Annotated in this window: 21 protein-coding genes and 1 other RNA gene; 6 read left to right on the top strand and 16 right to left on the bottom strand. The window is 30.7% G+C overall.

Annotated features, from left to right (window positions below; translation table 11 throughout):
- Positions 1 to 5: 5 nt before the first annotated feature.
- From ABNT65_RS03480 to ABNT65_RS03460, 5 genes are all read right to left on the bottom strand, one after another.
- Positions 6 to 488: a DUF6495 family protein gene (locus ABNT65_RS03480; protein WP_348747176.1), complete on the bottom strand. Its 483-nt coding sequence runs from the start codon at positions 486 to 488 to the stop codon at positions 6 to 8.
- Positions 489 to 554: 66 nt separating this feature from the next.
- Positions 555 to 1448 carry an anti-sigma factor gene (locus tag ABNT65_RS03475; RefSeq protein WP_348747175.1) on the bottom strand — a complete coding sequence of 298 codons (894 nt, stop codon included), beginning with the start codon at positions 1446 to 1448 and terminating at the stop codon, positions 555 to 557.
- A gap of 570 nt (positions 1449 to 2018) precedes the next feature.
- A complete protein-coding gene (locus ABNT65_RS03470; protein WP_348702929.1) occupies positions 2019 to 2693 on the bottom strand; it encodes a Crp/Fnr family transcriptional regulator in 675 nt (224 codons plus the stop codon).
- A 200-nt stretch (positions 2694 to 2893) separates the two neighbouring features.
- Positions 2894 to 3145, bottom strand: a complete 252-nt coding sequence (locus ABNT65_RS03465) for a hypothetical protein (protein WP_348747174.1) — start codon at positions 3143 to 3145, stop codon at positions 2894 to 2896.
- A 290-nt stretch (positions 3146 to 3435) separates the two neighbouring features.
- Positions 3436 to 4656 carry a hypothetical protein gene (locus ABNT65_RS03460; RefSeq protein WP_348747173.1) on the bottom strand — a complete coding sequence of 407 codons (1221 nt, stop codon included), beginning with the start codon at positions 4654 to 4656 and terminating at the stop codon, positions 3436 to 3438.
- A 472-nt stretch (positions 4657 to 5128) separates the two neighbouring features.
- Here ABNT65_RS03460 and ABNT65_RS03455 point away from each other — a divergent pair, with 472 nt between their 5' ends.
- Positions 5129 to 5335, top strand: a complete 207-nt coding sequence (locus ABNT65_RS03455; protein WP_348702932.1) for a hypothetical protein — start codon at positions 5129 to 5131, stop codon at positions 5333 to 5335.
- A gap of 156 nt (positions 5336 to 5491) precedes the next feature.
- Here ABNT65_RS03455 and ABNT65_RS03450 read toward each other — a convergent pair whose 3' ends face one another.
- Positions 5492 to 8539: a choice-of-anchor I domain-containing protein gene (locus ABNT65_RS03450; RefSeq protein WP_348747172.1), complete on the bottom strand. Its 3048-nt coding sequence runs from the start codon at positions 8537 to 8539 to the stop codon at positions 5492 to 5494.
- 293 nt (positions 8540 to 8832) lie between these two features.
- Between ABNT65_RS03450 and ABNT65_RS03445 the strand changes: the two genes are divergently transcribed.
- A complete protein-coding gene (locus ABNT65_RS03445) occupies positions 8833 to 10017 on the top strand; it encodes a flavin monoamine oxidase family protein (protein WP_348747171.1) in 1185 nt (394 codons plus the stop codon).
- Positions 10018 to 10064: 47 nt separating this feature from the next.
- Here ABNT65_RS03445 and ABNT65_RS03440 read toward each other — a convergent pair whose 3' ends face one another.
- From ABNT65_RS03440 to ABNT65_RS03405, 8 genes are all read right to left on the bottom strand, one after another.
- Entirely contained in the window at positions 10065 to 12335 is a 2271-nt protein-coding gene (locus ABNT65_RS03440; protein WP_348702935.1) for an aconitate hydratase, read from the bottom strand.
- A 475-nt stretch (positions 12336 to 12810) separates the two neighbouring features.
- Positions 12811 to 13512 (bottom strand): DNA-binding domain-containing protein, encoded by a 702-nt coding sequence (locus tag ABNT65_RS03435; protein ID WP_348747170.1) that lies wholly within the window; start codon positions 13510 to 13512, stop codon positions 12811 to 12813.
- Between the two features lie 53 nt (positions 13513 to 13565).
- Positions 13566 to 13748 (bottom strand): hypothetical protein, encoded by a 183-nt coding sequence (locus ABNT65_RS03430; RefSeq protein ID WP_348747169.1) that lies wholly within the window; start codon positions 13746 to 13748, stop codon positions 13566 to 13568.
- 34 nt (positions 13749 to 13782) lie between these two features.
- Positions 13783 to 13977 (bottom strand): hypothetical protein, encoded by a 195-nt coding sequence (locus tag ABNT65_RS03425; RefSeq protein WP_348702143.1) that lies wholly within the window; start codon positions 13975 to 13977, stop codon positions 13783 to 13785.
- A gap of 475 nt (positions 13978 to 14452) precedes the next feature.
- Positions 14453 to 17230, bottom strand: a complete 2778-nt coding sequence (locus tag ABNT65_RS03420) for a bifunctional aconitate hydratase 2/2-methylisocitrate dehydratase (protein WP_348747168.1) — start codon at positions 17228 to 17230, stop codon at positions 14453 to 14455.
- 358 nt (positions 17231 to 17588) lie between these two features.
- Positions 17589 to 17898, bottom strand: an RNA gene (rnpB, locus tag ABNT65_RS03415) — RNase P RNA component class A.
- 380 nt (positions 17899 to 18278) lie between these two features.
- A complete protein-coding gene (dnaJ, locus tag ABNT65_RS03410; protein WP_348702147.1) occupies positions 18279 to 19403 on the bottom strand; it encodes a molecular chaperone DnaJ in 1125 nt (374 codons plus the stop codon).
- Between the two features lie 69 nt (positions 19404 to 19472).
- The gene (locus tag ABNT65_RS03405) at positions 19473 to 20045 is read right to left on the bottom strand and encodes a nucleotide exchange factor GrpE (protein WP_348747167.1); all 573 of its coding nucleotides are present in this window, start codon (positions 20043 to 20045) and stop codon (positions 19473 to 19475) included.
- 201 nt (positions 20046 to 20246) lie between these two features.
- Between ABNT65_RS03405 and ABNT65_RS03400 the strand changes: the two genes are divergently transcribed.
- A complete protein-coding gene (locus ABNT65_RS03400; RefSeq protein ID WP_348702150.1) occupies positions 20247 to 20447 on the top strand; it encodes a hypothetical protein in 201 nt (66 codons plus the stop codon).
- A 57-nt stretch (positions 20448 to 20504) separates the two neighbouring features.
- On the opposite strand, the gene ABNT65_RS03395 is transcribed toward ABNT65_RS03400, so the two are convergent.
- Positions 20505 to 21863, bottom strand: a complete 1359-nt coding sequence (locus ABNT65_RS03395; protein WP_348747166.1) for a pyridoxal-phosphate dependent enzyme — start codon at positions 21861 to 21863, stop codon at positions 20505 to 20507.
- A gap of 49 nt (positions 21864 to 21912) precedes the next feature.
- Complete coding sequence (locus ABNT65_RS03390; RefSeq protein ID WP_348747165.1) at positions 21913 to 23148, bottom strand: ABC transporter permease; 1236 nt, start codon at positions 23146 to 23148, stop codon at positions 21913 to 21915.
- Between the two features lie 78 nt (positions 23149 to 23226).
- Between ABNT65_RS03390 and ABNT65_RS03385 the strand changes: the two genes are divergently transcribed.
- The 3 genes from ABNT65_RS03385 (at position 23227) to ABNT65_RS03375 (ending at position 26144) form a co-directional block, all read left to right on the top strand.
- Entirely contained in the window at positions 23227 to 23796 is a 570-nt protein-coding gene (locus tag ABNT65_RS03385; RefSeq protein WP_348747164.1) for a GNAT family N-acetyltransferase, read from the top strand.
- Between the two features lies 1 nt (position 23797).
- Entirely contained in the window at positions 23798 to 24721 is a 924-nt protein-coding gene (locus tag ABNT65_RS03380; protein WP_348702157.1) for a helix-turn-helix transcriptional regulator, read from the top strand.
- A 181-nt stretch (positions 24722 to 24902) separates the two neighbouring features.
- Positions 24903 to 26144: an exo-beta-N-acetylmuramidase NamZ domain-containing protein gene (locus ABNT65_RS03375; RefSeq protein WP_412766834.1), complete on the top strand. Its 1242-nt coding sequence runs from the start codon at positions 24903 to 24905 to the stop codon at positions 26142 to 26144.
- The last annotated feature ends 8 nt before the right edge of the window (positions 26145 to 26152 follow it).

Raw genomic sequence — 26152 nt, 5'->3', positions numbered from 1 at the left:
GTAGCCTATGATGACTCTTTTGTGATTAACTTTTTAAAATATTCGTACAATTCTCCTTTAGAGATCGTACTTCCTTTTTCTATCAAGTCAAATAATTCAGGATTTCTTTCTTGTTGATATTTTTTAGTTCCTTCTAAAATATCTACCTCATTACTATTGGTGTTTTTTAATAACCAATGGTATCCTTCTTGTTCTAATAAATTAATAGCTGGATTTGCAATTTGTATTACTATTCTGTGAATTTTATCTTCTTCACATTTAAATAGGTTTAAAATGCTTTTTGAAAAGTGCTCTAAATACTGCGTTCTTGTTAGCACATCATCCCAAACCACATCACTAAACACATTCATTTCTTCTTCTGCTACTTGTGGTTTTTCTTTTTTTATTTGATTCCACTCATTTACATCAATACTTTGCGTAGCTAAAAACTTAGCAAATTCTTCATGTAAACTTTCAAACTGTTCTTTTGTTAATTGTCTATACTTCATTATAAAAAATAAGAGCAGCCAAAGATAATTGATTGCTCTTAAACTTAAGGGGTACTTAACAAAAAACTAACGTGTAACAGTACCTTTTATTTCTGCTACTGGGCCATTACCCATAGTTAATGTAACATGGTCATTAGCATCCGCTGGAACTGTATGTGCCAAAGGTTTTAATGTAAAGGGTGCCATGCTATTATCTGGGTCTGGCTCTACAGAAACAACTACTGTTTTTCCTCTTAAATCTGTAGGAAATGTTAATCCTGTAGGGGCATTTTTTATAAAATCTTCTCCTGGGTATGCTGGTCCATTCCCCATATCTCCTTTAAAAGTTGAAGTAGCTGCATTATCATCTGCCATTGCTGCATCTGTAAATGTACCTGTACTTACTGGTTTACCATCTATCACCACCCAACCTTCATATTTCCATCCTGCTGATAGTTTTGGTAAAATTAAACCTGTTGCTGGGCTTCCTCCTGAAACATCTAAAAACCATACACCGCTACGTTCATTATTATCTGCTCCGTCTGTAGGAGTTGCTAAAATGTATTTTCCGGTTGCACTTTTAAAATCAGCAACAATTCCTGTAGATGAAATACTTGCTGAGTTACTTGAAAAGTCACCTGCTAAGATTTTAGTATTGGCTGGTGCTGGATCTGTATCATTAGAAGGCTCTACAGATAGTACAAATTTACTTGCTGCAGCTAATTGGGTAGCATTTACTGTAAATGACGTTTCTGATAGTTTTCCTGAATCATCCACTGTAAAAACTCCTGTTGAAACTGGTGCTCCATTCACTATAATCCATCCTTCATACTTAAAGTCTGCACCAAGGTTTTCTAATCCATCTATAGCTACTGTTAAATTAGCGGTTGTTGCTGGTGGTGTAATAGTATCATCATCATTGTTACACGCTACAAAAGTAAAGGCTGCTAGTGCTAAGGCACTTAAAATTATTTTCCTCATTGTTTTTTGTTTTAAAGTTACTATGGCAAAGATATTTTGAGTATTCCTTTTAAAATGTTAGCTAGCTGACACTTCCTATTTTTTTTATAAAAAATTCGTTTTTATGATTATTGAATGTGTTTTTTATAGTGCTAAGAAGATTAATTATAAAACCTTTTATGCTTTAAAAAAGTAGGAATTTAAAATTTAGAAAATACTATATTGATAGCTTTGATATTCCTACCTTCGGATACCTTGCTATGACATAAACTATAAAGATATTTGTATGAATTGAAAACAAAACTAGCTCCTAAAAGTAATGAATGAATAGTTATTTAGGGAATACTTTTGAGCTGAAGTATGTTTAGAATTTTGTTTGTTAGTGTTCTTATTTTTTAGCCTTATAACACCATTTATGGATACTAGTTTTAAATAAGTTCAGTTTTGTAGCTACATTTTTATTGCTATCTCAATAAACTCAGTCTCCATCAAAACAATTGAACTGAGTTTACAAAAAGCATTAAATCAATCCACGAATTACTATGAACTAACAAGCCAAAAGTTAACGATTGAGAACCTAGAGCAAGTTATTTATGCACTTACTTTTATTAACCTCAGCTCTTTTCTATTAAAATCGATTATTTTTTCTTGTTTTAACTCGTTCATAAGCGTACTTAAGGTAGGCCTTGAAGTGCCTATTAACGTAGCTATGTCTTTTTGTGTATAGGGATGTTTAATTACATGATCTCCAGTTTCATCACATTCATAGCCATAATCTTCACATAATTCATTAAAGAATTCTATTAATCGGGTTCTTGTGTCTTTATAAAGCAGTAATTGTAACCTTCTTTCCAATTTTTTTATGCGAAGTCCTATAAATTTATAAATCTTAAAACTTACCGATACATTGTCTCTCATTAGTGAATACATCGTGTCTTTAGATACTGGACATATGGAAGTAGTATTGTCTATAGATTGTGCAAATTCATTGCGTTTTTCTACGCCTAATATTGCTTTTTCTCCAAAAATTTCACCTTTGGTTAAAATGGCTTTGATAACCTCTTCTCCATCTTCTGTGTAATAGCCTATTTTTACTTTTCCTTTATCTATTAAATAAATTTTATTAGCAGCGTCTTGTTCAAAATAAATATAATCGCTCTTCTTATAAGAGCTTAGTATATGATTTTTTGTATACGCTGGGTATTTATGGGGACATAATATTTTAAATAGGTTTGTATCTTCAAAATACCAAATGTCAGCACTCATACGCTCATAGTTTTAAGGTTCTTCTATTTTGTCTTAAAAAGTGCTGAAACATTACAAAATAGAAGTGTAAAAGTTTTATTTTTACTCATTATGTGTTTTAACCTTCCTTTTTTCCTTTCCATACTATTGATGGGATATCTAATTTACCTTTTGTACCTGTTTTATAAGTCTAAAAAGAATAATTAAATACAGCTACGCTGTTAATCATCTTTAAATAAATCACAATATTCATTTATTATTTCATCCGCTACTTTCCAATTTTCACCTTTACTTTCATATAAGAAAATTACCCCTGCTAATTCTAATGCTCCACTTGCATAAAAAGTTAGATTGTCTTTTTTAGCTATCAGAGAATCTCCTTTCTTTTCAATCTTAAAACCAATATCTTTAATCAATTTATAAGCTGGCGGTTCGGTATTACCAGCAGCTGCAATAGTGATATTTTTATTCATTTTGGTTAATTCTGTTTTTATATTTTTACTTCATGAAGTACGAAGGCTTCCTATATGGGTTTATTATACTAGTTATTGTTGATTTAATTATTTATTATTTCGTTGAGGATATTTATAGAAGGCTTGCTCGTAATATTGCTCGGTTCTTATATTTCACAGCTATATTTGTCTATGCTGTATTTATAGCTTAGCTTCAACTAAGTCTATAAACTCGTATACCTAAATTTTGGTATAAAAAACACCTTTATTAGAGTAAAACAAATCTATTTGAAAGCTTCTTAATTAAAAAACTACGCATTAACAGCAGAGAAATTTATAACAAAACTTCTCCAACCTTCAACATTTGCTGGATCCACATGTTTAGTGGATTTAAATGGTTTTTTAGTTACAAAACAATGTAAATAAGATACATCATACGAAAACTGGAACGTAACTATTGAATTAAAAGGCTTCTTCCTTTCATCAACTACCCATACTGATGTAGTGGTAGGCTGCAAATTGTTTTTAGCCAATTCAGGAACTTCTTTTACTCCTATGTAACTTTCATACCAATGATCGATAAACATATTATCTGTTGAGTCTTTAGTCATTGAAAGTTGAAATGTCCAATTAGCTTTGTTTCCACTAGAGTTATTAGTTATATCAAAATCATTAATATCTGTAGTTTCAGAATTACTTATGTTGAAACTACCGCTTATTCCATCTTTATCTACTCCAACATCAAAACTACTCCCTGAAGTATATGTTTTTACTCCATTAATATTTTTAGGTGAAGTTTCATAAATTAATAAATCGGGGTAGTCTAACGGCTCTATATTGAAGTTAATCGTTTGCTGAAAAAAACCTCTATTTTGATCACCGTTATCAGCCATACCCTTACCGCTAGAAGGATTAAACCCTGCTCCCCTAGTAACTACCCGTGCATATTTTTGATTTGAAGTTGAAGCTATAAGAAGTATTTCTAATAATATTTGATTTTCTGCCTTCTGACCATTATTAAAATTCAATGGAATATTTATTGGGGCAAAAAATCTTTCAGAAACTCCACTAGGCAACTCTTCAGTAGTATTTTGGATATTTTGTACCATTTCTCGGTACTTACCTAGGTTTTCCTGCTTTATATATTCTTTAATAAATTTAACTTCGTTATATTTTTTAAGTTCATCATTAACAACATTACTATTATTATTAAAACCATTATCTTTTATTACACAAGGTAAAAGTATTGAGTGCTTATTTAATAAATCTATAATTACTACGTCTGATTCAAAACCTACACCAAAAGTTTCTGCCATCTTTTCCTTATCATTATTTACTAAAATAATTGGTATCTTAGAAGATCTTATATTATCCAACACTCCTTTAGAAACAAAATCTACTTCTGAAAAATCAATTAATATTGCCGTTAGTTTTTTACTATCTAAAGCTTTAAATTCTTCAATTGAGCAAAGTCCATTTATTTTCTCTTTAAGAAAAAGTTTTTCTGATTGTATTATTTTTTGATTATTCATTATTAATTTTACTTTAAAACATTAATCTTTTCAATATTCATGTTAATATATAAAGCCATATTTCTAACTCGCAATTTAAAAGCATGACAATAGTAATTTCTTTGAATATTTATAACTTATTATAAATATAAAATAATAAATCCTGAAAAAAGATATTACACAATGCTTTTTATTCAATACAATCTAACAGAACATTTCAATATTTACTTGGACTTATGAACTGTATTTATCTCTTTATATTTAATAATTTTGATACATGAAAAGGGTTGGCAATAAAAAGCCCTAGTTTTCCAGAGCTTTTATCTTTTATATTTAATCAGATACTACATTTTAAGAAAGCCTATAGAGGCTGTCTTTATTTTATTGTAGCTAAATGTTAATTTTAGTTAAGTATAGAATAACCTTACTTTTATTATATTTTTTCATTCCATATTTTATTTCCTCTTATTTATTTTTACTAAAAATTAAAATTATGCTAAAAAACATTTTAAAATTAGGTAAAGCCTTAAATAAAAAAGAAAGTCAATCTATAAATGGACAAGGTAGACCTGGTCAGGACGGAAGTGATGGATCTCCATCTTCTGGGGGAGCATGTTCTTCTGGAAACTGGTGTCCCTCAGGACAAATATGTAAATGCGATGATAATGATTGTAAATCAGGAACCTGTATAAAAGCATAAATTTTTAGATTTATTCAATTGTCGCTTAATAAAAGAAATATTAAGCGGCTTTTTTGTTTTCTTTAGTTTTATTATTCACACCTTAAACTATACTATATTTAGTAATAAAAAAGCCCTAGTTTCCCAGAGCTTTTATCTTTTATATTTAATCAGATACTACATTTTTAAAAAACGTTTCGTTCCTTTTTCTTTGGTTTTAACAATATAAACTCCAGTAGGTAATTTAGACACATCTACCTGATTTTTATTTTCAAATTCCTTTACTACCTTACCGTTTATGCTATAAATTTTAGCCGAAATACGTTCGTTAAAATTTAAAGTAGTATGGGTAGGTACTGGATATACTGTAAAAGATGCTTTTTCAGTTTCAAACTCTTTTATATCTAATGCTTTTTCATCTAATTCAATTACTGCCATGGTACCACTAACTTCATAACCAACTAATAATATATTTTTACCATTTGGACTGTTTGCTGCTCCTACAAACTTGATAATTTCAGGAGCTACATCTCCTTTAGCAATGTTGTCTTTATAATAGGTTACAAACTTTACTTCTTTAGGATTCGTAATATCAAAAACTATAATGCTGTTTTGCCTTTCTAAACCAATAAAAGCAAATACTTTATCATTAATTTTACCAATAGCTACTGCTTCTGGTTCTACGCCTTTATCATCAGAACGATTGTCTTTTTCTCCTTCATCTTGATTAAACAAATCTGGCTCTTCTTCTTTTACTGTTTGTCCAAATAAATCTGCTGAATCATACACTAGGTTTCCATACTTATCAAATATTGAAAAAGAACGTGCACCGTATGAGTATATTTGATCTATAGTTCCATCATTATTATAATCCCCCGTTGCTGTTGTGGTTTTTAATCGTCCTAAATTTTCATTTTGTTGTAAGGTACTCGCATTAGGGTATACCGATGAATTTAAGGTTACATCTTTTACTCTCGTTTCTTCTGAATAGCCATCATAATCTCTAGCGTCTCCTTCATTGGCTGTTACAATATAATCCATGCCATTTACTGTATAACTTGCAATAGCATCTGGTTGATACATTCCTAAAGTAGGCTGATTTTGAATGTTTATTTTATCGTCTTTATTAGAAGCATCAAAACCATAATCATTTGCAAAAGAGATAATTCCTAATGCACTTTTGTCTGTTATACCTGCTCCTGCAACTCCAAAATCATTATCATTTAATACCGCCAATTTGCCTTCTGGTAATAACGCTAGTCCTTCTGGCTTGTCTGAACTAACATAGCCTATTGATGGTAAATTGGTTACTTTATGCTTTACTACAGGGGTTATTCCTTCCGCTATTAACTCATCTGTGGTAAATTCTTCTAACTGCTTTGTATAGTTTTTCCCTAAGGTATTTGTAGCGTAATTAATATCTATACTATATACATACTTCTTCCCTCCTACATCTTCTGGGTTTGACGAATCTCTTTCCAATACATAAAACTTTCCATTACCAGCATATACCGCATCTCCTATTTTATCTACTCTTGAATGTGCAAAACCAGCATCTCTATTTCTTTCTAAAACATATACATATTCTGAAACGGGTGTTCCGTTAGCTGCATTTACACCTAAAATTCTAATAACATCCGACTGGTTTTTAGTACTACTGTCTGGATTGTACATTGGTGTTTGAATAAAAGCATAAATAATATCTGCTTCTTTATCATAAGCAATAGCTTCAAAGCCTCTGTTAGCTCTTCGCTTACTATATACTTTTGGCAATGTTTCTGCTCCGTATGTACCTACAGGTTGTACAGTAGTTCCTAAGTTAGAAGTTCCAGCAGGCACATAACGCTCTATTAACGTTCCATTAGCTTCAAATTGATACAATGCTGGTCTGTACTCATCACACATCCAAAATTTTCCATTTTTATCTATAAGTATCCCTTCAAAATCTCCTCCAAATTCATCATACGATAAAGCATGATACGTTTCACCACTATCATCCGTATAATCTACCTTATTATAAATTGTATTGGCATCTGAATAGGTTACTGGAATTTCATCATGTCCAGGAATGTTTCCTTTTCCTGTGATTGGTGTTGTACCGTCTTTTCTAGTTAATAAAATTTGATTGTCTAAAGTTACTGTACCCGAGTTTTTATTGACTGTAAATTTAACGATACGTCCTTGGTAGTTTGGTAATTTAAAAGGACGAACATTTTGTGTTGTATTAGGTGTAAATTTATCTTTCTTTACAGAAGCTGTATTCGGTCCTCTATCTGGTACTGCAAAAAACACCATGTTTTCATCCGTAGAATTTACTTCATCATAATACAACCCTGAAAAGCCACCTAATTGCACAGCTGGTTGTCCTCCATCATATACAGGAGTTCCTAACTCTGGCCAGTTAGCTACCAATTCATTTAATACATAGCTTTTAACACTTGGTGTTCCTTTACTATGGTCTTTAAAACCTAAAGGCATAATATCTTTTAGCGTGTTGTTTGTTAAGTCTATAACCAATAAAGCATTATTTTCTTGGCAAACAACATATGCCATACTTCCGTCCTCTATGACTGTTATGTATTCTGGTTCTAAATCTTGCGCTACTGTAGCATCTTTACCAAAAATACGAACGCCTTTATTTAATAGTGCATACTTTTTATTGTTATAACTCTCAAAAGTAATAGTACTTACAGTAGCATTATTTATTCCTGTAGATAGCTCTATAATACTTATAGAACCTTCTGGATCATTCATATAATCTTTACTTGGTTCTCCTTCATTAGCAACTAATAACTTTTTTCCGTTTGGAGTAAAAGTTAACATATCTGGTAAAGCTCCAACTGTAATTTCTTTCACAAATACTCCATCTAGGTTAAAGAATACTACTTTTCCATTATCTTGCTTTACCGTGGCTTCTACTGCCACAGCTACTAAATCACCATAGGTAGTAATGGAGTTAGGTCCAGCTCCGTAACTAGCTAAACTCACTTCTTTTATTAAAGTCGGATTGCTTAAATCTGTTAAATTAACAATGGAAAAACTATTGGCATTTGAATTTGTTAAAAATGCTTTAGGAATAGTTTCTGAAGAATTAAATGCTACCGTTTCTGCTGAACCGTCTCCTTTAGACAGATAACTGGACAAGTGTTTTAAATAATTGTTTTGAGAATTGATTGGCAAGCTCATATATAAGCATACCAATAGTAAAAAAGTAATTTTTTTCATTGCTTGAATAGTTTATAGTAATTGATGCCTTCAAAACTATTAACTTATTAAAGCTTCCATATTAATTGTATTTTAAGAAAAAAACACCTAAATGTTTTGTTACTAGTAATAATGTTTATGAATCTTTATTTTATCGTATTACCCATATAATAAAACAACTCCCTTACTTCATATAACCAACTTCCTATATATAGTATATAATTTGGTTATTTTTAATTTTTAAAACTTATACATTTAGTGTATATTTAAAAAACCACATTATAAATACCAGGTTATACCATAATTAATAATATATGACAAGAAAAGAGTTTATTAAGCTTTGCAGTTTGTTGGGATTGAGTATACCTTTTTATACTACTTATGGTTTTTCAACTAACTCAAATAATAAAGAGCACTTAAGCAAGTTTAAAGGAAAGGTACTCATTATAGGTGCAGGAGCTGCTGGTTTAACGGCTGCCTATAGATTGTCACAATTAGGGGTTGATTTTCAGATTTTAGAAGCTTCATCAAATTATGGAGGTCGAATGAAAACAAGTACCAATTTTGTTGATTTTCCTATTCCCTTAGGTGCTGAATGGTTACATGTTGAAAGAGATATTTTTGATGAAATTATTAATAACTCTACAGTAAATATAGCTACTGAAACAACTGGTTACAACGCTGACGATGATGCTTTATACCAAGGTGAAGAAGTTACAATGGATGATATGGGCTTTGGCATTGATCAAAAGTTTATTGGTTCTTCTTGGCTTGATTTCTTTAAGCAACACCTCTTACCTTCTATACAAGAGAAAATAATATATAATCAGGTTGTAACATCTATTGATTATTCTGGTGATAAGATTTTCACCAAAACATCCAATGCTACTTATGAAGCTGATAAAATAATTGTTACTGTTCCTGTAAAAATGCTTCAAAAAAAATCTATAACGTTTATACCACAATTACCAAAAAATAAATTAGAGAAAATAGATAATGTAACTGTTTGGGATGGGTTTAAAGCTTTTATAGAGTTTTCAGACAAGTTTTATCCTACGGTTATAGAATCAAAAGTATCTCCTAAAAAATCAGGACAAAAGATGTACTATGATGCTTCCTATGGACAAAATTCGGAACGACATGTTTTAGGGTTATTTACCGTAGGTTCTGCAACACTCCCTTACATACAATTATCAGATTCTGAATTAATTGAATATATTTTAGATGAACTTGATGAAATGTTTGATGGTGAAGCTTCTGCTAATTATATAAAACATATTTCTCAAAACTGGAATAACGAACCTTTTATTCAAGGTGCTTATGTATACAACTATGAAAGTTGGAGAGCTATAAATACGCTTGGGAAATCAGTAAATAACAAAGTGTTTTTTGCTGGAACAGCCTATACTACTGGTGATGATTGGGGAGGTGTACATTCCGCCTCTCATTCAGCGATAAGAGCTGTGAACGAAATATTAGAATATAAAAACAGGAATTAACTCAATAGGTTAATTCCTGTTTGTAAATTTATCTTTTAAAAGTATAATTACCTTTTGTTTTGCTTTTTGATAAGATTTAAAGCAGAACCTTCTTTATACCACTCTATTTGTCCTTCATTATAGGTATGATTTACTTTAATAATATCTTTAGTTTTATCTGCATGAACTATTTCAATAGTTAGCTGTTTTCCTGGTGAAAACTCATTTAAATCTAAAAAGTTAAAAGTGTCATCTTCCTGAATTAAATCATAATCAGCTTCATTAGCAAAGGTTAATCCTAACATTCCTTGCTTTTTTAGATTGGTTTCATGAATACGTGCAAAAGACTTAACAATAACTGCTACCACTCCTAAATGACGTGGTTCCATTGCCGCATGTTCTCTAGAAGAACCTTCTCCATAATTATGATCCCCTACTACTACTGTAGGAATTCCTGCTTTTTTATAAGCTCTCTGCGTAGCTGGTACCGCATCATATTCTCCGTTTAGTTGACTCTTTACAAAGTTTGTTTGCTTATTGTATGCATTTACAGCTCCTATTAAACAGTTATTAGAAATATTATCTAAATGCCCTCTATAACGTAACCAAGGACCTGCCATAGAAATATGATCTGTAGTACACTTTCCAAAAGCCTTTATCAATAATTTAGCGCCTTTTATCTCATCTCCAATTGGCGTAAACGGTGTTAATAATTCCAAACGTTCAGAATCTGGTTTTACGACCACTTCAATTCCACTTCCATCTTCAGATGGTGCTAAATACCCATTTTCTTTTACTTCAAAACCTTTAGGAGGCAATTCCCATCCTGTTGGCTCATCTAACATCACCTCTTCTCCATCTTGGTTAATTAATTTATCGGTAATAGGATTGAAATCTAAACGACCTGCAATGGCAATAGCTGCAACTAATTCAGGTGAAGCTACAAAAGCATGCGTATTCGGATTTCCATCGGCACGTTTTGCAAAGTTTCTATTAAAAGAGTGTACAATACTGTTTTTAGGAGCATTTTTAGGGTCTTCATAACGTCCCCACTGTCCAATACATGGGCCACAAGCATTTGTAAATATTGTAGCATCTAACTTTTCAAATACCGATAAGATGCCGTCTCTATCTGCCGTATAACGTACTTGCTCAGAACCAGGGTTAATTCCAAATTCTGCTTTTGTTTTTAGGTTTTTATCTAAAGCTTGTTGTGCAATAGACGCTGCTCTTGATAAATCTTCATAAGATGAATTGGTACAAGAACCTATTAATCCCCATTCCACTTGTAATGGCCAATCATTAGCCTTTGCTTTTTCTGTCATTTCTGCTCCAGCAACCGTTGATAAATCTGGGGTAAATGGTCCATTTAATAAAGGTTGTAATTCTGATAGGTTAATTTCTATTACTTGGTCAAAGTACTGCTCAGGATTCTCATATACTTCAGCATCTGCTGTTAAATATTCTTTAATTTCATTGGCTGCATCAGCTACATCTGGTCTGTCCGTAGCACGTAAATAACGTTCCATAGATGCATCATAACCAAATGTAGAAGTGGTAGCTCCTATTTCAGCTCCCATATTACAAATGGTTCCTTTACCTGTGCAAGACATAGCTGTAGCACCTGGTCCAAAATACTCTACAATTGCTCCTGTTCCTCCTTTTACGGTTAAGATTTCTGCTACTTTTAGAATCACATCCTTTGGAGCTGTCCATCCAGATAATGTACCTGTTAACTTTACCCCTATTAACTTAGGAAACTTTAATTCCCAAGGCATTCCCGCCATCACATCTACGGCATCAGCTCCACCAACACCAATAGCTACCATACCTAAACCACCTGCATTTACCGTGTGAGAATCAGTTCCAATCATCATCCCTCCTGGAAATGCATAATTTTCTAACACTACTTGATGAATAATTCCTGCACCTGGTTTCCAAAAACCAATTCCATACTTATCTGATACTGATTCTAAGAAATTAAATACCTCGTTACTTATATTTAATGCACTTTGTAAATCTTTAGAAGCTCCTTCTTTTGCCTGAATTAAGTGATCACAATGTACTGTAGTTGGAACGGCTACTTTTGTTTTTCCTGCTTGCATAAACTGTAACAATGCCATTTGTGCTGTAGCATCTTGGCAAGCCACTCTATCAGGCGCAAAATCAACATAGTCTTTCCCTCTTTGATAGGCTTTATTTGGAGTTCCATCCCAAAGGTGTGTGTATAAAATTTTCTCTGCTAATGTTAAAGGTTTTCCTGTAATAGCACGAGCAGCATCTACTCGCTCAACCATCTTACTATATACCTTTTTTATCATTTCAATATCGAAAGCCATAGAATTGTTTTATTTTTTGTTACGTTACCTACAAATTTAACAAAAAAGAAAGTAAAATACTTGGGTTATTCAATTATATAAATTATATGACTATTTGATAAATTTATAAGTAACTATAGTAATTTACAAATAATAGATTTGCATAAATGGTATATGTGTAATTATTGAGTATTTAAAACTATAATAGCAATTTATAAGAATAGACAGGAAAGAGCTACGGAATGTCTCAGGAAGGACAACGGGAATGTCTCGGGAAAGACAACAAGAATGTCTCGGAAAGGACAACGGAAATGTCTCGGGAAGGACAACGGAAATGTCTCGGGAAGGACAACGGAAATGTCTCGGGAAGGACAACGGAAATGTCTCGGGAAGGACAACGGAAATGTCTCGGGAAGGACAACGGAAATATAACTATATAGTAAGAAAGCTACGCTTCCTTTTAACTAAGAATCCTTTATTTTTAAAGTCTTTTAAACTACTTAACTACCACTATTAATACACTATTATTTATTCGTACATCTTTTAAAAACTTATTTACTCTATCAGTAGCTTGTGTTTTGATTACAATTCGGTAATTTCCTGAATCAAGATTAGGTATTTGACCAATAATATTCTTATAGTCATTTTGTGCTAAATAAGGTACTTTAAACTCATTTCCATTTTCGGTCATAAAATAAACTCCTACTTCTGGTGAAGTTCCTGCTATTTTTAAACGACTCCCCTTCATCTCAAACATACCATTGGGAGTTATATAGGTATTGGTAGTTTGTGTGGTTAAGTCCTTTATATTTTTTATAATTGGATGTATTAACGGAGCATCTACCTTTTGTAATACTATATTCTTTTTGACATGTTTAACAAGTTTTCCCCCTCTTATATTTACATGTAGTTTATGTGTGTCTGGATTAAAGTTTTCCTCAGGATTTTTATAGGTTCCTGTAATAGAATAACTCAAATTAAAAAGTGGTAAACTAATATTTTCTCCTTCTTCTATACAGCCTACTACTTCTTCATACAATGAATTAAATACAGCCAAAATATCAGTTTTACTTACTAAGTTTCTTTTACTTAGCATTCTTTCAATAAGTTCTTCTTGACTTACCGTTTGTTTCGCTTGTATTTTAGCAATGTAGTTTTTATCCTCCGTAAGTTTATTTTCTACTAAATAATACTTCATAACATATCTTTTTCTTGTTTACTGTAGCTAATTATAGTTTTTACAATCTGTTTTTAGTTATTTTTCAAATACTTATTCTCTAACCAAGTTACTAATCCCATTAAAATCATAATAAATATAAATAGTAAACGTGATGAAATCCATTTTACTTCCAATACTAATAAAATACCTGAAACTATTAAAAGTATTGCTGGAATAAATAATAGTATTTTTACTATTCTATTTTGTTTCTTCATTCCTCAATTTGTTTTCTATAGCTAATTGAATAGTTTAAAAATATTTTTGTGTACGTTTTCTCTGTTTAGTATCTAAAAATGCCAATATGATTAATAATACTAGATTAAGTATTCCTAAATAACGAGAAGGAATCTCTTCTATTCTTAATATTGTTAAAATTCCTGAGAAGATTAATAGTCCACATATTATAACTATTGATATTCTTAATAAGTTTTGCTGTTTTTTCATGATTTATAAGCAATTATTGTTTTGATTTATTAGTTCTAATACTATACAGTGATGATATAAAAAGAATAACATAACTCAAGAAGTTTATAGCCCAATGAACTTCTATCCATTTAAATATTTGGTTAAGGTAGAAAGGCATGCAAGCAACTAGCAATATTTTACATATTTTTTCCATAATAAAACAATTTTAATCTCTAGAGAATAGCCAAGAATTCATTTCCTCGATGGCTTAGATCGAAAGTTTTTAATATTTTTGGTTAGATACTTTGTATACTTATATCTAGTCAGATATTAAAAAAATAGCAACCCTAGCAATTATTAGTTAGTCAATTTATATCCCATTTTATAGCCAGTGTAAATGTAAGATCTTAACCTTTAAAAAACAAATAAACCTTTTATACAACAGTAAATTTATTACAAAAAAAAGCCTGAGCATACACTCAGACTTTTCTATATTTATAAAAAGACAATTAGATTAGCTTACTAATTTCTTTTGAGATGGTTTAAACTTAGTTAAGACAATACCCTCTACAGCTGCTTCATATTCTTCCATAGTAGGTGTTCTTCCTAATATACAAGATAAAACAACTACAGGTGTAGAAGATAATAAAGATTCACCTTTTTTAGCTTCAGTATCTCTTACTACTCTTCCTTGGAATAAACGAGTTGAAGTAGCCATTACCGTATCTCCTGGCTCCGCTTTTTCTTGATTTCCCATACATAAGCTACATCCTGGACGCTCTAAGTATAATTTATTTTCATACTTGGTTCTTGCAACTGCTTTTGGAGCGCTATCATCAAATACAAATCCTGCATACTTCTCTAGAACTTCCCAATCTCCTTCAGTTTTTAATTCATCAACAATATTATATGTAGGTGGTGCAACAACTAAAGGTGCTTTAAATTCTACTTCTCCTTTTTGAGCTTCTACGTTTTTAAGCATTTGCGCTAATATTTGCATATCTCCTTTATGCACCATACATGAACCAACAAAACCTAAATCTACTTTTTTAGTTCCTCCATAAAAAGATAATGGTTGAATATTATCATGCGTATAACGCTTAGACACATCTTCATTATTTACATCTGGATCTGCAATCATTGGTTCAACAATCTTATCTAAATCAATAACAACTTCCGCATAATATTTAGCATCTGCATCCGGCTTTAAAGCTGGCTTAGAACCAGACTGCAATTCTTGAATTCTATTATTAGCTTTATCTACTAATCCTTTAAGATCTTGTTTTGGGTTATCCATCCCTTTATCAATCATAATTTGAATACGATCTCTAGAGATTTTTAATGATTCAATTAAGGTTTCTTCTTCAGAAATACAGATAGATGCTTTTGCTTTCATTTCAGCTGTCCAATCTGTAAATGTAAATGCCTGATCTGAAGTTAACGTACCAATATGTACTTCAATAATTTTTCCTTGAAAAACATTCTCTCCTTCAAATTGAGTTAACATCTGCTCTTGAGTTGCATGAACCACATCGCGGAAATCCATATAAGGTTTCATTTCTCCTTTAAACGTAACCTTAACAGATTCTGGAATTGGCATTGTTGCCTCTCCTGTAGCTAATGCTAAAGCAACAGTTCCTGAATCTGCTCCAAAGGCAACTCCTTTTGCCATACGTGTATGTGAATCTCCACCAATAATTACATCCCAATCATCTACTGCAATATCATTTAATACTTTATGAATAACATCCGTCATTGCATGATACTTTCCTTTAGGATCACGAGCCGTAATTAACCCAAAATCGTTCATAAACTTCATTAACCTTGGTATGTTAGCCTTAGACTTATCATCCCAAACTGAGGCTGTATGACATCCTGATTGGTAACCTGTATCTACAATTGGAGAAATTACAGTAGCTGCCATCATTTCTAATTCCTGAGAAGTCATTAATCCTGTAGTATCTTGAGACCCTACAATATTTACTTCAACTCTTACATTAGAACCAGCATGTAATGTTTTTCCTGGTGTAGTTCCTACTGCATTTTTATTAAATATTTTTTCTACAGCAGTTAACCCTTGCCCTTCAATAGAAATTTCTTTTGAAGGCGCATACACTTGAGGCACCTCTATTCCTAAAACTTTACAAGCAAAGGTTTGTAATTTCTTACCGAAAACCACCGCATAAGAACCTCCAGCTTTAATAAACTCCATTTTTGGTGGTGTTAAAGCAGTAGAAATATCTTTTAATTCTTTATCTCCGTTATATAATTTTTTTGTTTTTGTATTTATAGTAAGAACTGTACCTGTAGCTACAGAATACTCTTCTTTTAAGATTGGCTCTCCATCTTCATCTACTATTGTATTTCCTTCTGCATCTTTTTGCTTTACCCAATTCTTTAAATCAATACCAATACCACCAGTTACTCCTACTGTAGTTAAGAAAATTGGTGCAATACCATTAGTACCAGCAATTACTGGAGCTATATTAATAAATGGTACATATGGACTTGAAGAAATACCTGTCCACAAAGCAACATTATTTACACCTGACATTCTTGAAGACCCTACTCCCATTGTTCCTTTATCTGCTATTAACATCACTCGTTTATCAGGGTGTTGCTCTTTAAGTGCCAATACTTCTTTTTGCATATCTTTATTATGCTCAAAAATAGATTGTCCATGTAATTCACGATCTGATCTAGAGTGTGCATCTGCTCCAGGTGATAATAAATCTGTAGAAATATCTCCAATTCCAGCAACATAAGTAACTACCTTAATCTCCTCTTCTACTTCAGGTAATTTGGTAAAAAACTCTGCCTTTGCATAACTTTCTATAATATCTTTAGCAATTGTACTTCCTGCATTCATTGCTTTTTCTAAACGCTCAGTATCTGCTTCGTATAAGAATACTTGAGTTTTTAAAACGTTAGCCGCTTCTTTAGCTATACTTTCATCATTTCCTAAAGCTAAATCAAGTAATACTTCTACTGAAGGTCCTCCTTTCATATGAGACAATTGCTCAAAAGCAAAAGCTACAGATATTTCTTTAACTACCGATTCACCAAGAATAATTTCTTTTAAAAATTTAGCTTTTACACCTGCTGCACTTGTTGTACCTGGTAAAGTGTTATAAATAAAAAACTTAAGAGAATCTTCACGATTTGGATTGTTTAAATCTTTAATTTGCGCAATAATTTCGCTTAATAACTCTGCTCCATCAATTGGCTTTGGATTAAGTCCTTGAGCTTTTCTTGCTTCAATTTCCTTGATGTAATCTTGATAGGTATTCATATTATAGGAATCTTTTAAATATTAATGGATAATAAACAGTAAATAATTTCTTATTGTCATTTATTAACCCATAAATTGTTACATTACTTATATTATTTATTTCTAAAGTGAATAAAGCATAAGTAATATATGTTTATCTGTTAATTTTTGCCTTGCAAAAGTACAATTTTGAGATGTAATTAAAAAATTGACAACGATATAGCAATAACATTAAATAAAACATATTTATTTTCACCTAAAACAATAATTCAACAACAAAAAACAAAATAAAAGTTAAAATATTAACGATATAATAATCCTGATACATTTATGAGTTGTTTAAGTTATTTTAAACAATTCTAAATAAGGTAGTAAAAGTAAAAAAAGCAGCTCAATAAGCCGGATTCTGTATCCTTTAAAAAAGGCTCTTATCATTTATCTAGTTTTATAATTACTCATAAAATCAATCTGCCCACCCCTTAGAATCGTGCGAGTAACACTCATACTCTAATATACGTGGCATTGCACCGCATAGAGTTTACCTGATTTCACTACAGCATTACCTGTACATTCTTTCTGTTGCACTTGTCCTCAGTTTACACTGGACGGATGTTATCCGCTATGCTTACTCTGTGGTGTCCGGACTTTCCTACTTATTTTACAATAAGTCGATAAGATAGAGCTGCTAAATTTTGTATGTCTCTTCTTTCATAAAAAAACCCACTCAAAAATTTGAGCGGGAAAATTGCTATGAAAAAGAAAAAGTATCTAGGACGTCTCCTAGACACTACAAATATACATAATTATTTATTACAGTAACAAAGTTTTTTTACTTTTTTTGGGTACAAAAAAGTAAAAACCTAATTGTCAAACAAATAACTTGTTTTTAAAAAGGAGTATTATTTAATAGCTAATAGAAACACAAAATTTGGTTTGCTGGAAAATAAAAAACCCACTCAAAAATTTGAGCGGGAAAATTGCTATGAAAAAGAAAAAGTATCTAGGACGTCTCCTAGACACTACAAATTTATAACTTTATTTAATTCTTACCAAACAAAATTTTATTTTTTTAAGAAAACATATCTTTTACTTTCTCAAAAAATGATTTGTCTGATTTTTGTGGGTTGGGACTAAAATTATCATCTTCCTTCATTTGTTCAAAGAATTTACGCTGATCCTTTGTTAACTCCTGAGGCGTCCATACATTTATATGAATTAGAAAGTCTCCATTACCATAACGTTCAATACTTGGCAATCCCTTACCTTTTAATCTTAATATTTTTCCTGATTGTGTACCAGGTTCAATTTTAATTTTTACTTTACCAGTAACCGTTTCAATTTCTTTTGAGACTCCTAAAACAGCTTCAGAGAAGTTCACATATAAATCATAATGAATATTACTTCCTTCTCTTTTTAAAGTTTCATGTTTTACTTCTTCTATTAATACTAATAAGTCTCCTGAAATAGAATTTCTTCCTGGTGCTTCATTTCCTTTACCTCCTACTTTTAACTGAACACCTTCCGTTACTCCTTCTGGAATATTAATTGATACTGTTTCTTCTTTTACCACCATTCCTTGTGCATCTGCACCTGATGGTTTTTTATCTAAAATTTCTCCAGCTCCTTGACAGTGACTACAAGTAGTTGCGGTTTGCATTCTACCCAATATCGTATTAGTAACTCTCATTTGCTGCCCACTACCATTACAAGTTGGACATGTTTTATAAGTTACACCTTCTGCTTGTACTTTTCTTCTAACCTTTACTTTTTTCTCAACTCCGTTGGCAATGTCTTCTAAAGTTAACTTTACACGAATTCTTAAGTTACTTCCTTTTACTCTTGCTTGACGTTGGCCTCCTCCGCCAAAGCCTCCGAAACCGCCTCCAAAAGCACCACCAAAAATATCTCCAAACTGACTGAATATGTCATCCATATTCATGCCTCCGCCACCGAAACCTCCATGACCACCTTCAAAGGCTGCATGTCCGTATTGATCGTAACGAGCTTTCTTATTTTCATCACTCAAAACTTCATAAGCTTCAGCCGCTAACTTAAACTTCTCCTCTGCTCCTTTATCATCTGGATTTTTATCTGGATGATATTTAATAGCCATTTTTCTATAGGCTTTTTTAATCTCTGATTGTGAAGCTGATTTTGATATTCCTAATATTTCGTAATAATCTTGTTTTGCCATTTTGTTTCAATTGACAATTAACAATTAACAATAAAAACAGTGATAATTGATAATTGAATTATTAATTGTTTACGCTTGTCCTATAACTACTTTTGGATGACGAATAACTTTCTCTCCAAGTTTATATCCTTTCTCTACACAATCAATAATTTTTCCTTTTAAATCATCAGATGGTGCTGGTATTTGAGTTATTGCATCATGCACTTCAGAATCAAAATCATCACCTGGTTTTACTTCTATTTCTGTTAAACCTTTTTGGGTTAAAGTGTTTTTAAGTTTGTTACTTATAAGCTCCATCCCTTTTAATAATTCAGAATCTTCCGATTTTTTTATTTCTGCCAACCCTCTATCAAAATCGTCCATAATTGGCAGTAAAGCTGTCATTAATTCTTGACTAGCTGTTTTAAATAACTCTATTCTTTCTCTTGTTGTACGTTTTTTGTAGTTTTCAAATTCAGCAAATAACCGTAGGTATTTATCTTTTTCAGCTTGAATTAACTCTTCTGCTGTAGGCTCTTCTTTTTCTGAATCAGCCTCCTTCTCTTCTGATTTTTCTTTTATTTCTTCATTATTCCCTTCTACATCTATGTTTTCCATAGCATCTTTTAATTCGTCTTCTTTAGTATATTGATCTTTACTCATTGTAAATTCGTTTCTTTTTATTTTATGCTTTCTTTTTTACAAGAATACTGCCATTCCTTAATTTATGTCATATTGACATTACTATTTTGATATGCCACATTTAACTCACCCACGCTATCATTTGTGTTTTTTTTAACAGTTTTAGTTTCTATTTTTATGGCTAATCAAACATTTTATAAAAACTTTAAACTCCTATTTATTATGAAAAACACTTTTTTAAACATTAATGGTGTAAGTATTTTAACCAAACAACAACAAAAAGAACTTAATGGAGGTATTTCTTTCAATGGAAAGGATCTTGGCAAATGTGGTTGTGATTGTGCTGGTCGTGTTACTGGTCCTTTTTACTGCCAAACTTTAATTGCATGCCCTCAAGTTTACACTTGTAATGAAGAAAGTTAAAATTCAAAAGGGCTGTCTTAAAAAAACAGCCCTTTAAATTTTATTTACTAAATACTATTATATAGCGTTAATAATATCATATTTAGTTACTATATGATAATTACCTTTTCCTAAATCAACTAATACAGCTTGATTTTCTTTTGTAATCAATTTTGATACGTTTTCTATTGAAGTTCCTTTTTCTACAATTGGGTATTTAGCTCCCATTATATCTTTAATCGGTTTGTCTGCTACATTTTTATCCTCTAAATAACTATGTAATAAAACAGATTCATCTACAGAACCAACAAAACCATTAATATCTTTTACAGGTATTTGAGAAATTTTAAAAGCACGCATTCTTTCAATAGCATGTGATACTAATTCCTCTGTTTGAACTGTTACTAATGGTTTATCTATATGTGATTTTATTAAGTCTTCTGCCGTTGTTACATCTTCTTCTAAAAATCCTCTATCACGCATCCAGTCATCATTAAACATTTTTCCTACATAACGACTTCCATGATCATGGAATAAGACTACTATAACATCATTTGGTTTAAATTCGTCTTTTAACTGTAATAAACCTTTTATAGCTGAACCTGCTGAATTCCCAACAAAAATACCTTCTTCTTTTGCTATTTTACGGGTATAAATAGCTGCATCTTTATCAGTTACCTTAGTAAATCCATCAATCAAACTAAAATCAACATTTTTTGGTAAAATATCTTCTCCAATACCTTCGGTTATATATGGATATATTTCATTCTCGTCAAAAATTCCTGTTTCATGATATTTTTTAAATACAGAACCATAAGTATCAACTCCCCATATTTTAATGTTTGGGTTTTTCTCTTTTAAATATTTTGCTGTACCTGAAACGGTTCCTCCTGTTCCTACTCCAACTACAAAATGAGTTATTTTACCTTCAGTTTGTTCCCAAATTTCAGGTCCAGTTTGCTCATAATGTGCTTGTGCATTTGATGGATTATCATATTGATTTACATACCATGAATTAGGAGTTTCTTCCCCTAACCTTTTTGATACTGAATAATAAGAGCGAGGATCATCAGGCTCTACATTTGTTGGACAAACAACTACTTCTGCTCCAACTGCTCTCAGAATATCCATCTTTTCTTTAGATTGCTTGTCTGATATTACAAAAATACATTTGTATCCTTTTACAATAGCAGCCAAAGCCAATCCCATACCTGTATTTCCAGATGTTCCTTCAATAATAGTACCTCCAGGCTTTAAACGACCATCTGCCTCTGCATCTTCGATCATTTTTAAAGCCATTCTATCTTTCACAGAATTTCCAGGATTAAATGTTTCTACTTTTGCCAATACTAAAGCATCTACGTCCTCTGTTACTTTATTTAGCTTTACTAAAGGGGTATTCCCTATAGTTTCAAGTATATTATTAGCGTAATTCATTATAAGTTATCAGTTTTGTATTGCAAAGAAACAAAACTTATGATGATTTTTAGGCAAACTTAATGGATTTTGAAGGTTGTATTTTAGTTATAATATATGAAGGAATTATTAAAATTAGAAAACATAAAATCAATGTTCCCATATTTAATAGTAAAATTGCTACGATGTCAATATCAACTGGCACAGAAGATACGTAATAGTTTTCTGGATTAAGACTTATAACGTTACCATACTTTTGAAGAAATAAAATTGCTAATCCTATAATATTTCCATAGAGCATTCCTTTAAGGATTAAATAAGAGGCATTGTATAAAAATATTTTTCTAATACTCCAATTTCTACTACCTAATGCTTTTAAGGTACCTACCATTTGTACTTGCTCTAAAATCAAAACTAATAATGCAGTAACCATATTTATTCCTGCTACTAAAATCATAATTCCTATAATTACCCAAACATTATTATCTAATATATTTAGCCAATTAAAAATTAATGGATAACTATCTACTATAGTACTACTATTTAATGTAGATCCAATAGACCTATAGACTTCATTTCCTTTAGTTTGTAATTCATCAAAATCATTGATTAAAACTTCAAAACCTCCTACCTGATTCTCATCCCACTTATTAAGTCTTTGAACCTCTCTAATATCTCCTATGAGCATTGTTTTATCAAATTGCTCAAAACCGGTGTTATAAATTCCTACAATTATTGGTTTTCTTATAGCAAATGGCCTTTTACTTTTTTCAACACTAAATACTACTTGAATCGTATCCTTTAATTTTAGTTTTAATCTATTTGCTATTGACTCAGATATTAAAATTTCTTTATTTCTATCTAGTTTAAAATTAGGCAAACGCCCTTCTTTTAAATATTCCTCAAAGAAAGTAAAGTCATAATCATCAGAAACTCCTTTTAATATAACCCCCTCAAAATCAGAAACCGTTCTAATAACTCCAAATTTATTAGCATAAATTTGTACATTTTTAATGCCTTTTATATCTGTAAAACTGGGGTAAAAGTCTTGAGTTTTTGATACTGGAACAGTTGATATATCAGAGTTATTATTATCATAATTAACCACTTGTATATGCCCTTTGAAACCAGACATTTTATCTCTAATCTTTTTTTGAAACCCAGAACCAATTGATACTGCTATTAACATAATAGCTATACCTAAAGTAATAGCAATTGTAGCAATTTTTATTATTGGAGATGATATACTACTTTTATACTTTTTACCAGCTATAATTCGTTTAGCTATGAATAACTCGAAATTCAAAGATTTTTATTTTTAAGTGTTTCAAAAGTACTTAATAATTTTTGAAGATTTGATTAAAACTGATATTTAAAAACTAACATGAGAAAAGCCTCAGAGAAAGATAAAGATTTGGTTATTGATATACTTTCTAAATCATTTGACACTAATAAATCTATAAACTTTGTAGTACAACAAGATTCTAAACGCTTGAAAAGAATAAAAAAACTAATGGAATACTCATTCTTTATGGGCTTAACTTTTGGTGAAGTTTTTATATCTGATTGTGGAAAAAGTTGTTCTATATTGTTATATCCTTATAAGAAAAAAACAACATTAGCTTCATTTTTTTGGGATCTTAAATTAGTTTTTGGAGTTATTGGCATAAAAAATGTAAAAAAAGTGTTGAGTAGAGAATCTCAATTAAAAGGTTTACACCCTAAAGTACCTTTTATACACTTATGGTATGTTGGGGTATATCCTGACTTTCAAAATAAAGGATTAGGTTCGAAACTAATGAAAGAAATCTATACTTTTTCAAAGAACAAAAAGTTACCTATTTTATTAGAAACATCTACGGAAAGAAATATTCCTTTTTATAAAAGCTTAGGTTATAAAATAATAGATAAGCTAGATTTAAACTACGCATTATACATTTTTAAAAAGGATTAAAATGTTTGGAAGTCAAGTACACTGGATTACTTTTATTATTCTAGTTTTACAAGTTATTATTTTACCTTTCCTATATATTAATTACCTGTATGATAAAAGTAAAAAGCATAAAAGGAAATTTATATTTTTAACTATATACATTATTCTTTACAACCTTTTCTCTGGTCTTTTTCCTGATGAAAATATAGATGTTCCTATTATTTTACAATACATTATAGCCTATTTAGTTGGTATTTTATACGTTATTTACTTTGTGTATTATTTATATTCAGAGTTTCATATAAATCCAAAAAAGTATCTTTCTTTAAAATCTATTGCCTATTACTTAACTGGTACTTTTATTCTATTGTTTATAATCCCCTTAGTTTTTGGTAATGGTTTAAATTTTGCCAGAAAGTTATTTATTACTATCCCTTTAATTATTTCTATTTTCTTTTCAATAGTTACTATAAGGCAATTATTTACATTATACATTACTCAAGCGAAAACTTCTACGCAGCAATATTATAAGTCAAAAATAATAGCTGCAAATTTTGGTGTCATTTCTATTTTAATGTTACCTATTTTGATTTCTATTGGCGATTATCAATACATAGAGCAGCCTGTTGTAAATCTTGGTTACTTTGTAATGTTGTTTATTTATATTAAAGATCAAATTTACACTCAGAGAGTTAATAATGATTTATTAAATAACTTAATTGAATATAAAAACGAAGTACAGACTAAAAATAAGTTTCAAACAATAAATCTTACTTCTAAAGAGACGGAAATAGCTGGCTTTATTTTACAAGATTATAAGTACAAGGAAATTGCTGACTGCATTTTTATTACTGAAAAAACAGTTTCAAAACATGCTTCAAACATTTTTAAGAAGGCCAACGTTGGAAATAGAATTGAATTCAGCAAAAAATTTAAAAACCTATAAAACAACCAAGTAACTTATATACGTATTAAAATACGTACTAAAAAATCGATTTTTTTCTTATTTTTTTTTACCATTGCTCAACATTTGATGGGAAAACATCTAATGAATGGGAGGAAGTTTCTTTTTTCTAATTGCTGTAAGAAATTTATGCACTAAATTTACCTTTTTTAAAATTATAATAATGAAGAATTTATTTAGTGCATTTTTAATTATCTCAAAGTTTTATATACTAACATTTATTTTTACTTCTTGTGCACAACATAGTTCTTCTAAATCAAAAAAAGATTTTCCTTTAATTCAGGATTCTAAAGAACTTATAGTTGCAGCTAATAGAACTGAAAAATATCTCCCATTACTTAGAGGGAAAAACATTGCTATTGTAGCCAATCAAACATCTGTAATTACTACCAAAAGTTCCACTACCCATATTGTTGACTTTTTACATAATTCAAAAAAAACAAATGTGGTAAAAGTTTTTGCACCTGAACATGGTTTTAGAGGTAAGGCAGATGCTGGAGAAACTGTAGTTGATGGTATTGACACTAAAACTAAATTGCCAATTATATCTCTATATGGAAAAAATAAGAAACCGTCTCAACAACAACTGAAAGGTATTGACGTAATTTTATTTGACATTCAAGATGTTGGCGCTAGATTTTATACTTATATCTCTACATTACATTATGTTATGGAAGCATGTGCTGAAACAAAAATTCCTGTTATTGTTTTAGACAGACCTAACCCTAATGCACATATTATTGATGGTCCTATTTTAGAACCTGAACATACTAGTTTTATAGGAATGCACCCTGTTCCAGTTGTTTACGGTATGACCATTGGTGAATATGGAAAAATGATTAACGGAGAGCAATGGTTAAAAAACAAAAAGCACTGTGATTTAACTATTATCCCTATTAAAAATTATACGCATACTACTTTTTACAATTTACCTATTAAACCTTCTCCTAACCTTCCAAATGCTCAATCTATCAATTTATATCCTAGTTTATGCTTTTTTGAAGGGACTAATATTTCTGTTGGTAGAGGAACTAACAAGCAATTTCAAGTTATAGGAACACCATATACAAGATTAAAAAGATTTTCTTACTCGTTCACTCCAAAACCTAACGAAGGTGCTAAAAACCCTAAACATAATACTAAGGAATGTTACGGTTATAATTTAACGAAGGAAAAACAACTTAATGAGTTAAACTTATACTGGTTAATTGATTTCTATCAAGCACATAAAAAGTATTCTAAACAGAAAAAGTTCTTTACTCCATTTTTTACAAAACTAGCAGGAACACAAAAACTTCAACAACAAATTGAAAATGGACTTACTGAAAAGCAAATTAAAAAATCTTGGAAAAAAGATTTGAGAACTTTTAAAAAAATAAGAAAGAAGTATTTAATTTATGATTAAAAATTCAT

This window comes from Tenacibaculum sp. 190524A02b (genome assembly GCF_964036645.1).
Taxonomy (GTDB): domain Bacteria; phylum Bacteroidota; class Bacteroidia; order Flavobacteriales; family Flavobacteriaceae; genus Polaribacter; species Polaribacter vairaonense.
This window is presented reverse-complemented; position numbering and strand designations above follow the sequence as displayed.

Excerpts from the sequence above, each read along its gene's own strand:
- ABNT65_RS03480 (WP_348747176.1), bottom strand. The coding sequence starts at position 488 with ATGAAGTATAGACAATTAACAAAAGAACAGTTTGAAAGTTTACATGAA.
- ABNT65_RS03475 (WP_348747175.1), bottom strand. The coding sequence starts at position 1,448 with ATGAGGAAAATAATTTTAAGTGCCTTAGCACTAGCAGCCTTTACTTTT.
- ABNT65_RS03470 (WP_348702929.1), bottom strand. The coding sequence starts at position 2,693 with ATGAGTGCTGACATTTGGTATTTTGAAGATACAAACCTATTTAAAATA.
- ABNT65_RS03465 (WP_348747174.1), bottom strand. The coding sequence starts at position 3,145 with ATGAATAAAAATATCACTATTGCAGCTGCTGGTAATACCGAACCGCCA.
- ABNT65_RS03460 (WP_348747173.1), bottom strand. The coding sequence starts at position 4,656 with ATGAATAATCAAAAAATAATACAATCAGAAAAACTTTTTCTTAAAGAG.
- ABNT65_RS03455 (WP_348702932.1), top strand. The coding sequence starts at position 5,129 with ATGCTAAAAAACATTTTAAAATTAGGTAAAGCCTTAAATAAAAAAGAA.
- ABNT65_RS03450 (WP_348747172.1), bottom strand. The coding sequence starts at position 8,539 with ATGAAAAAAATTACTTTTTTACTATTGGTATGCTTATATATGAGCTTG.
- ABNT65_RS03445 (WP_348747171.1), top strand. The coding sequence starts at position 8,833 with ATGACAAGAAAAGAGTTTATTAAGCTTTGCAGTTTGTTGGGATTGAGT.
- ABNT65_RS03440 (WP_348702935.1), bottom strand. The coding sequence starts at position 12,335 with ATGGCTTTCGATATTGAAATGATAAAAAAGGTATATAGTAAGATGGTT.
- ABNT65_RS03435 (WP_348747170.1), bottom strand. The coding sequence starts at position 13,512 with ATGAAGTATTATTTAGTAGAAAATAAACTTACGGAGGATAAAAACTAC.
- ABNT65_RS03430 (WP_348747169.1), bottom strand. The coding sequence starts at position 13,748 with ATGAAGAAACAAAATAGAATAGTAAAAATACTATTATTTATTCCAGCA.
- ABNT65_RS03425 (WP_348702143.1), bottom strand. The coding sequence starts at position 13,977 with ATGAAAAAACAGCAAAACTTATTAAGAATATCAATAGTTATAATATGT.
- ABNT65_RS03420 (WP_348747168.1), bottom strand. The coding sequence starts at position 17,230 with ATGAATACCTATCAAGATTACATCAAGGAAATTGAAGCAAGAAAAGCT.
- dnaJ (WP_348702147.1), bottom strand. The coding sequence starts at position 19,403 with ATGGCAAAACAAGATTATTACGAAATATTAGGAATATCAAAATCAGCT.
- ABNT65_RS03405 (WP_348747167.1), bottom strand. The coding sequence starts at position 20,045 with ATGAGTAAAGATCAATATACTAAAGAAGACGAATTAAAAGATGCTATG.
- ABNT65_RS03400 (WP_348702150.1), top strand. The coding sequence starts at position 20,247 with ATGAAAAACACTTTTTTAAACATTAATGGTGTAAGTATTTTAACCAAA.
- ABNT65_RS03395 (WP_348747166.1), bottom strand. The coding sequence starts at position 21,863 with ATGAATTACGCTAATAATATACTTGAAACTATAGGGAATACCCCTTTA.
- ABNT65_RS03385 (WP_348747164.1), top strand. The coding sequence starts at position 23,227 with ATGAGAAAAGCCTCAGAGAAAGATAAAGATTTGGTTATTGATATACTT.
- ABNT65_RS03380 (WP_348702157.1), top strand. The coding sequence starts at position 23,798 with ATGTTTGGAAGTCAAGTACACTGGATTACTTTTATTATTCTAGTTTTA.
- ABNT65_RS03375 (WP_412766834.1), top strand. The coding sequence starts at position 24,903 with ATGAAGAATTTATTTAGTGCATTTTTAATTATCTCAAAGTTTTATATA.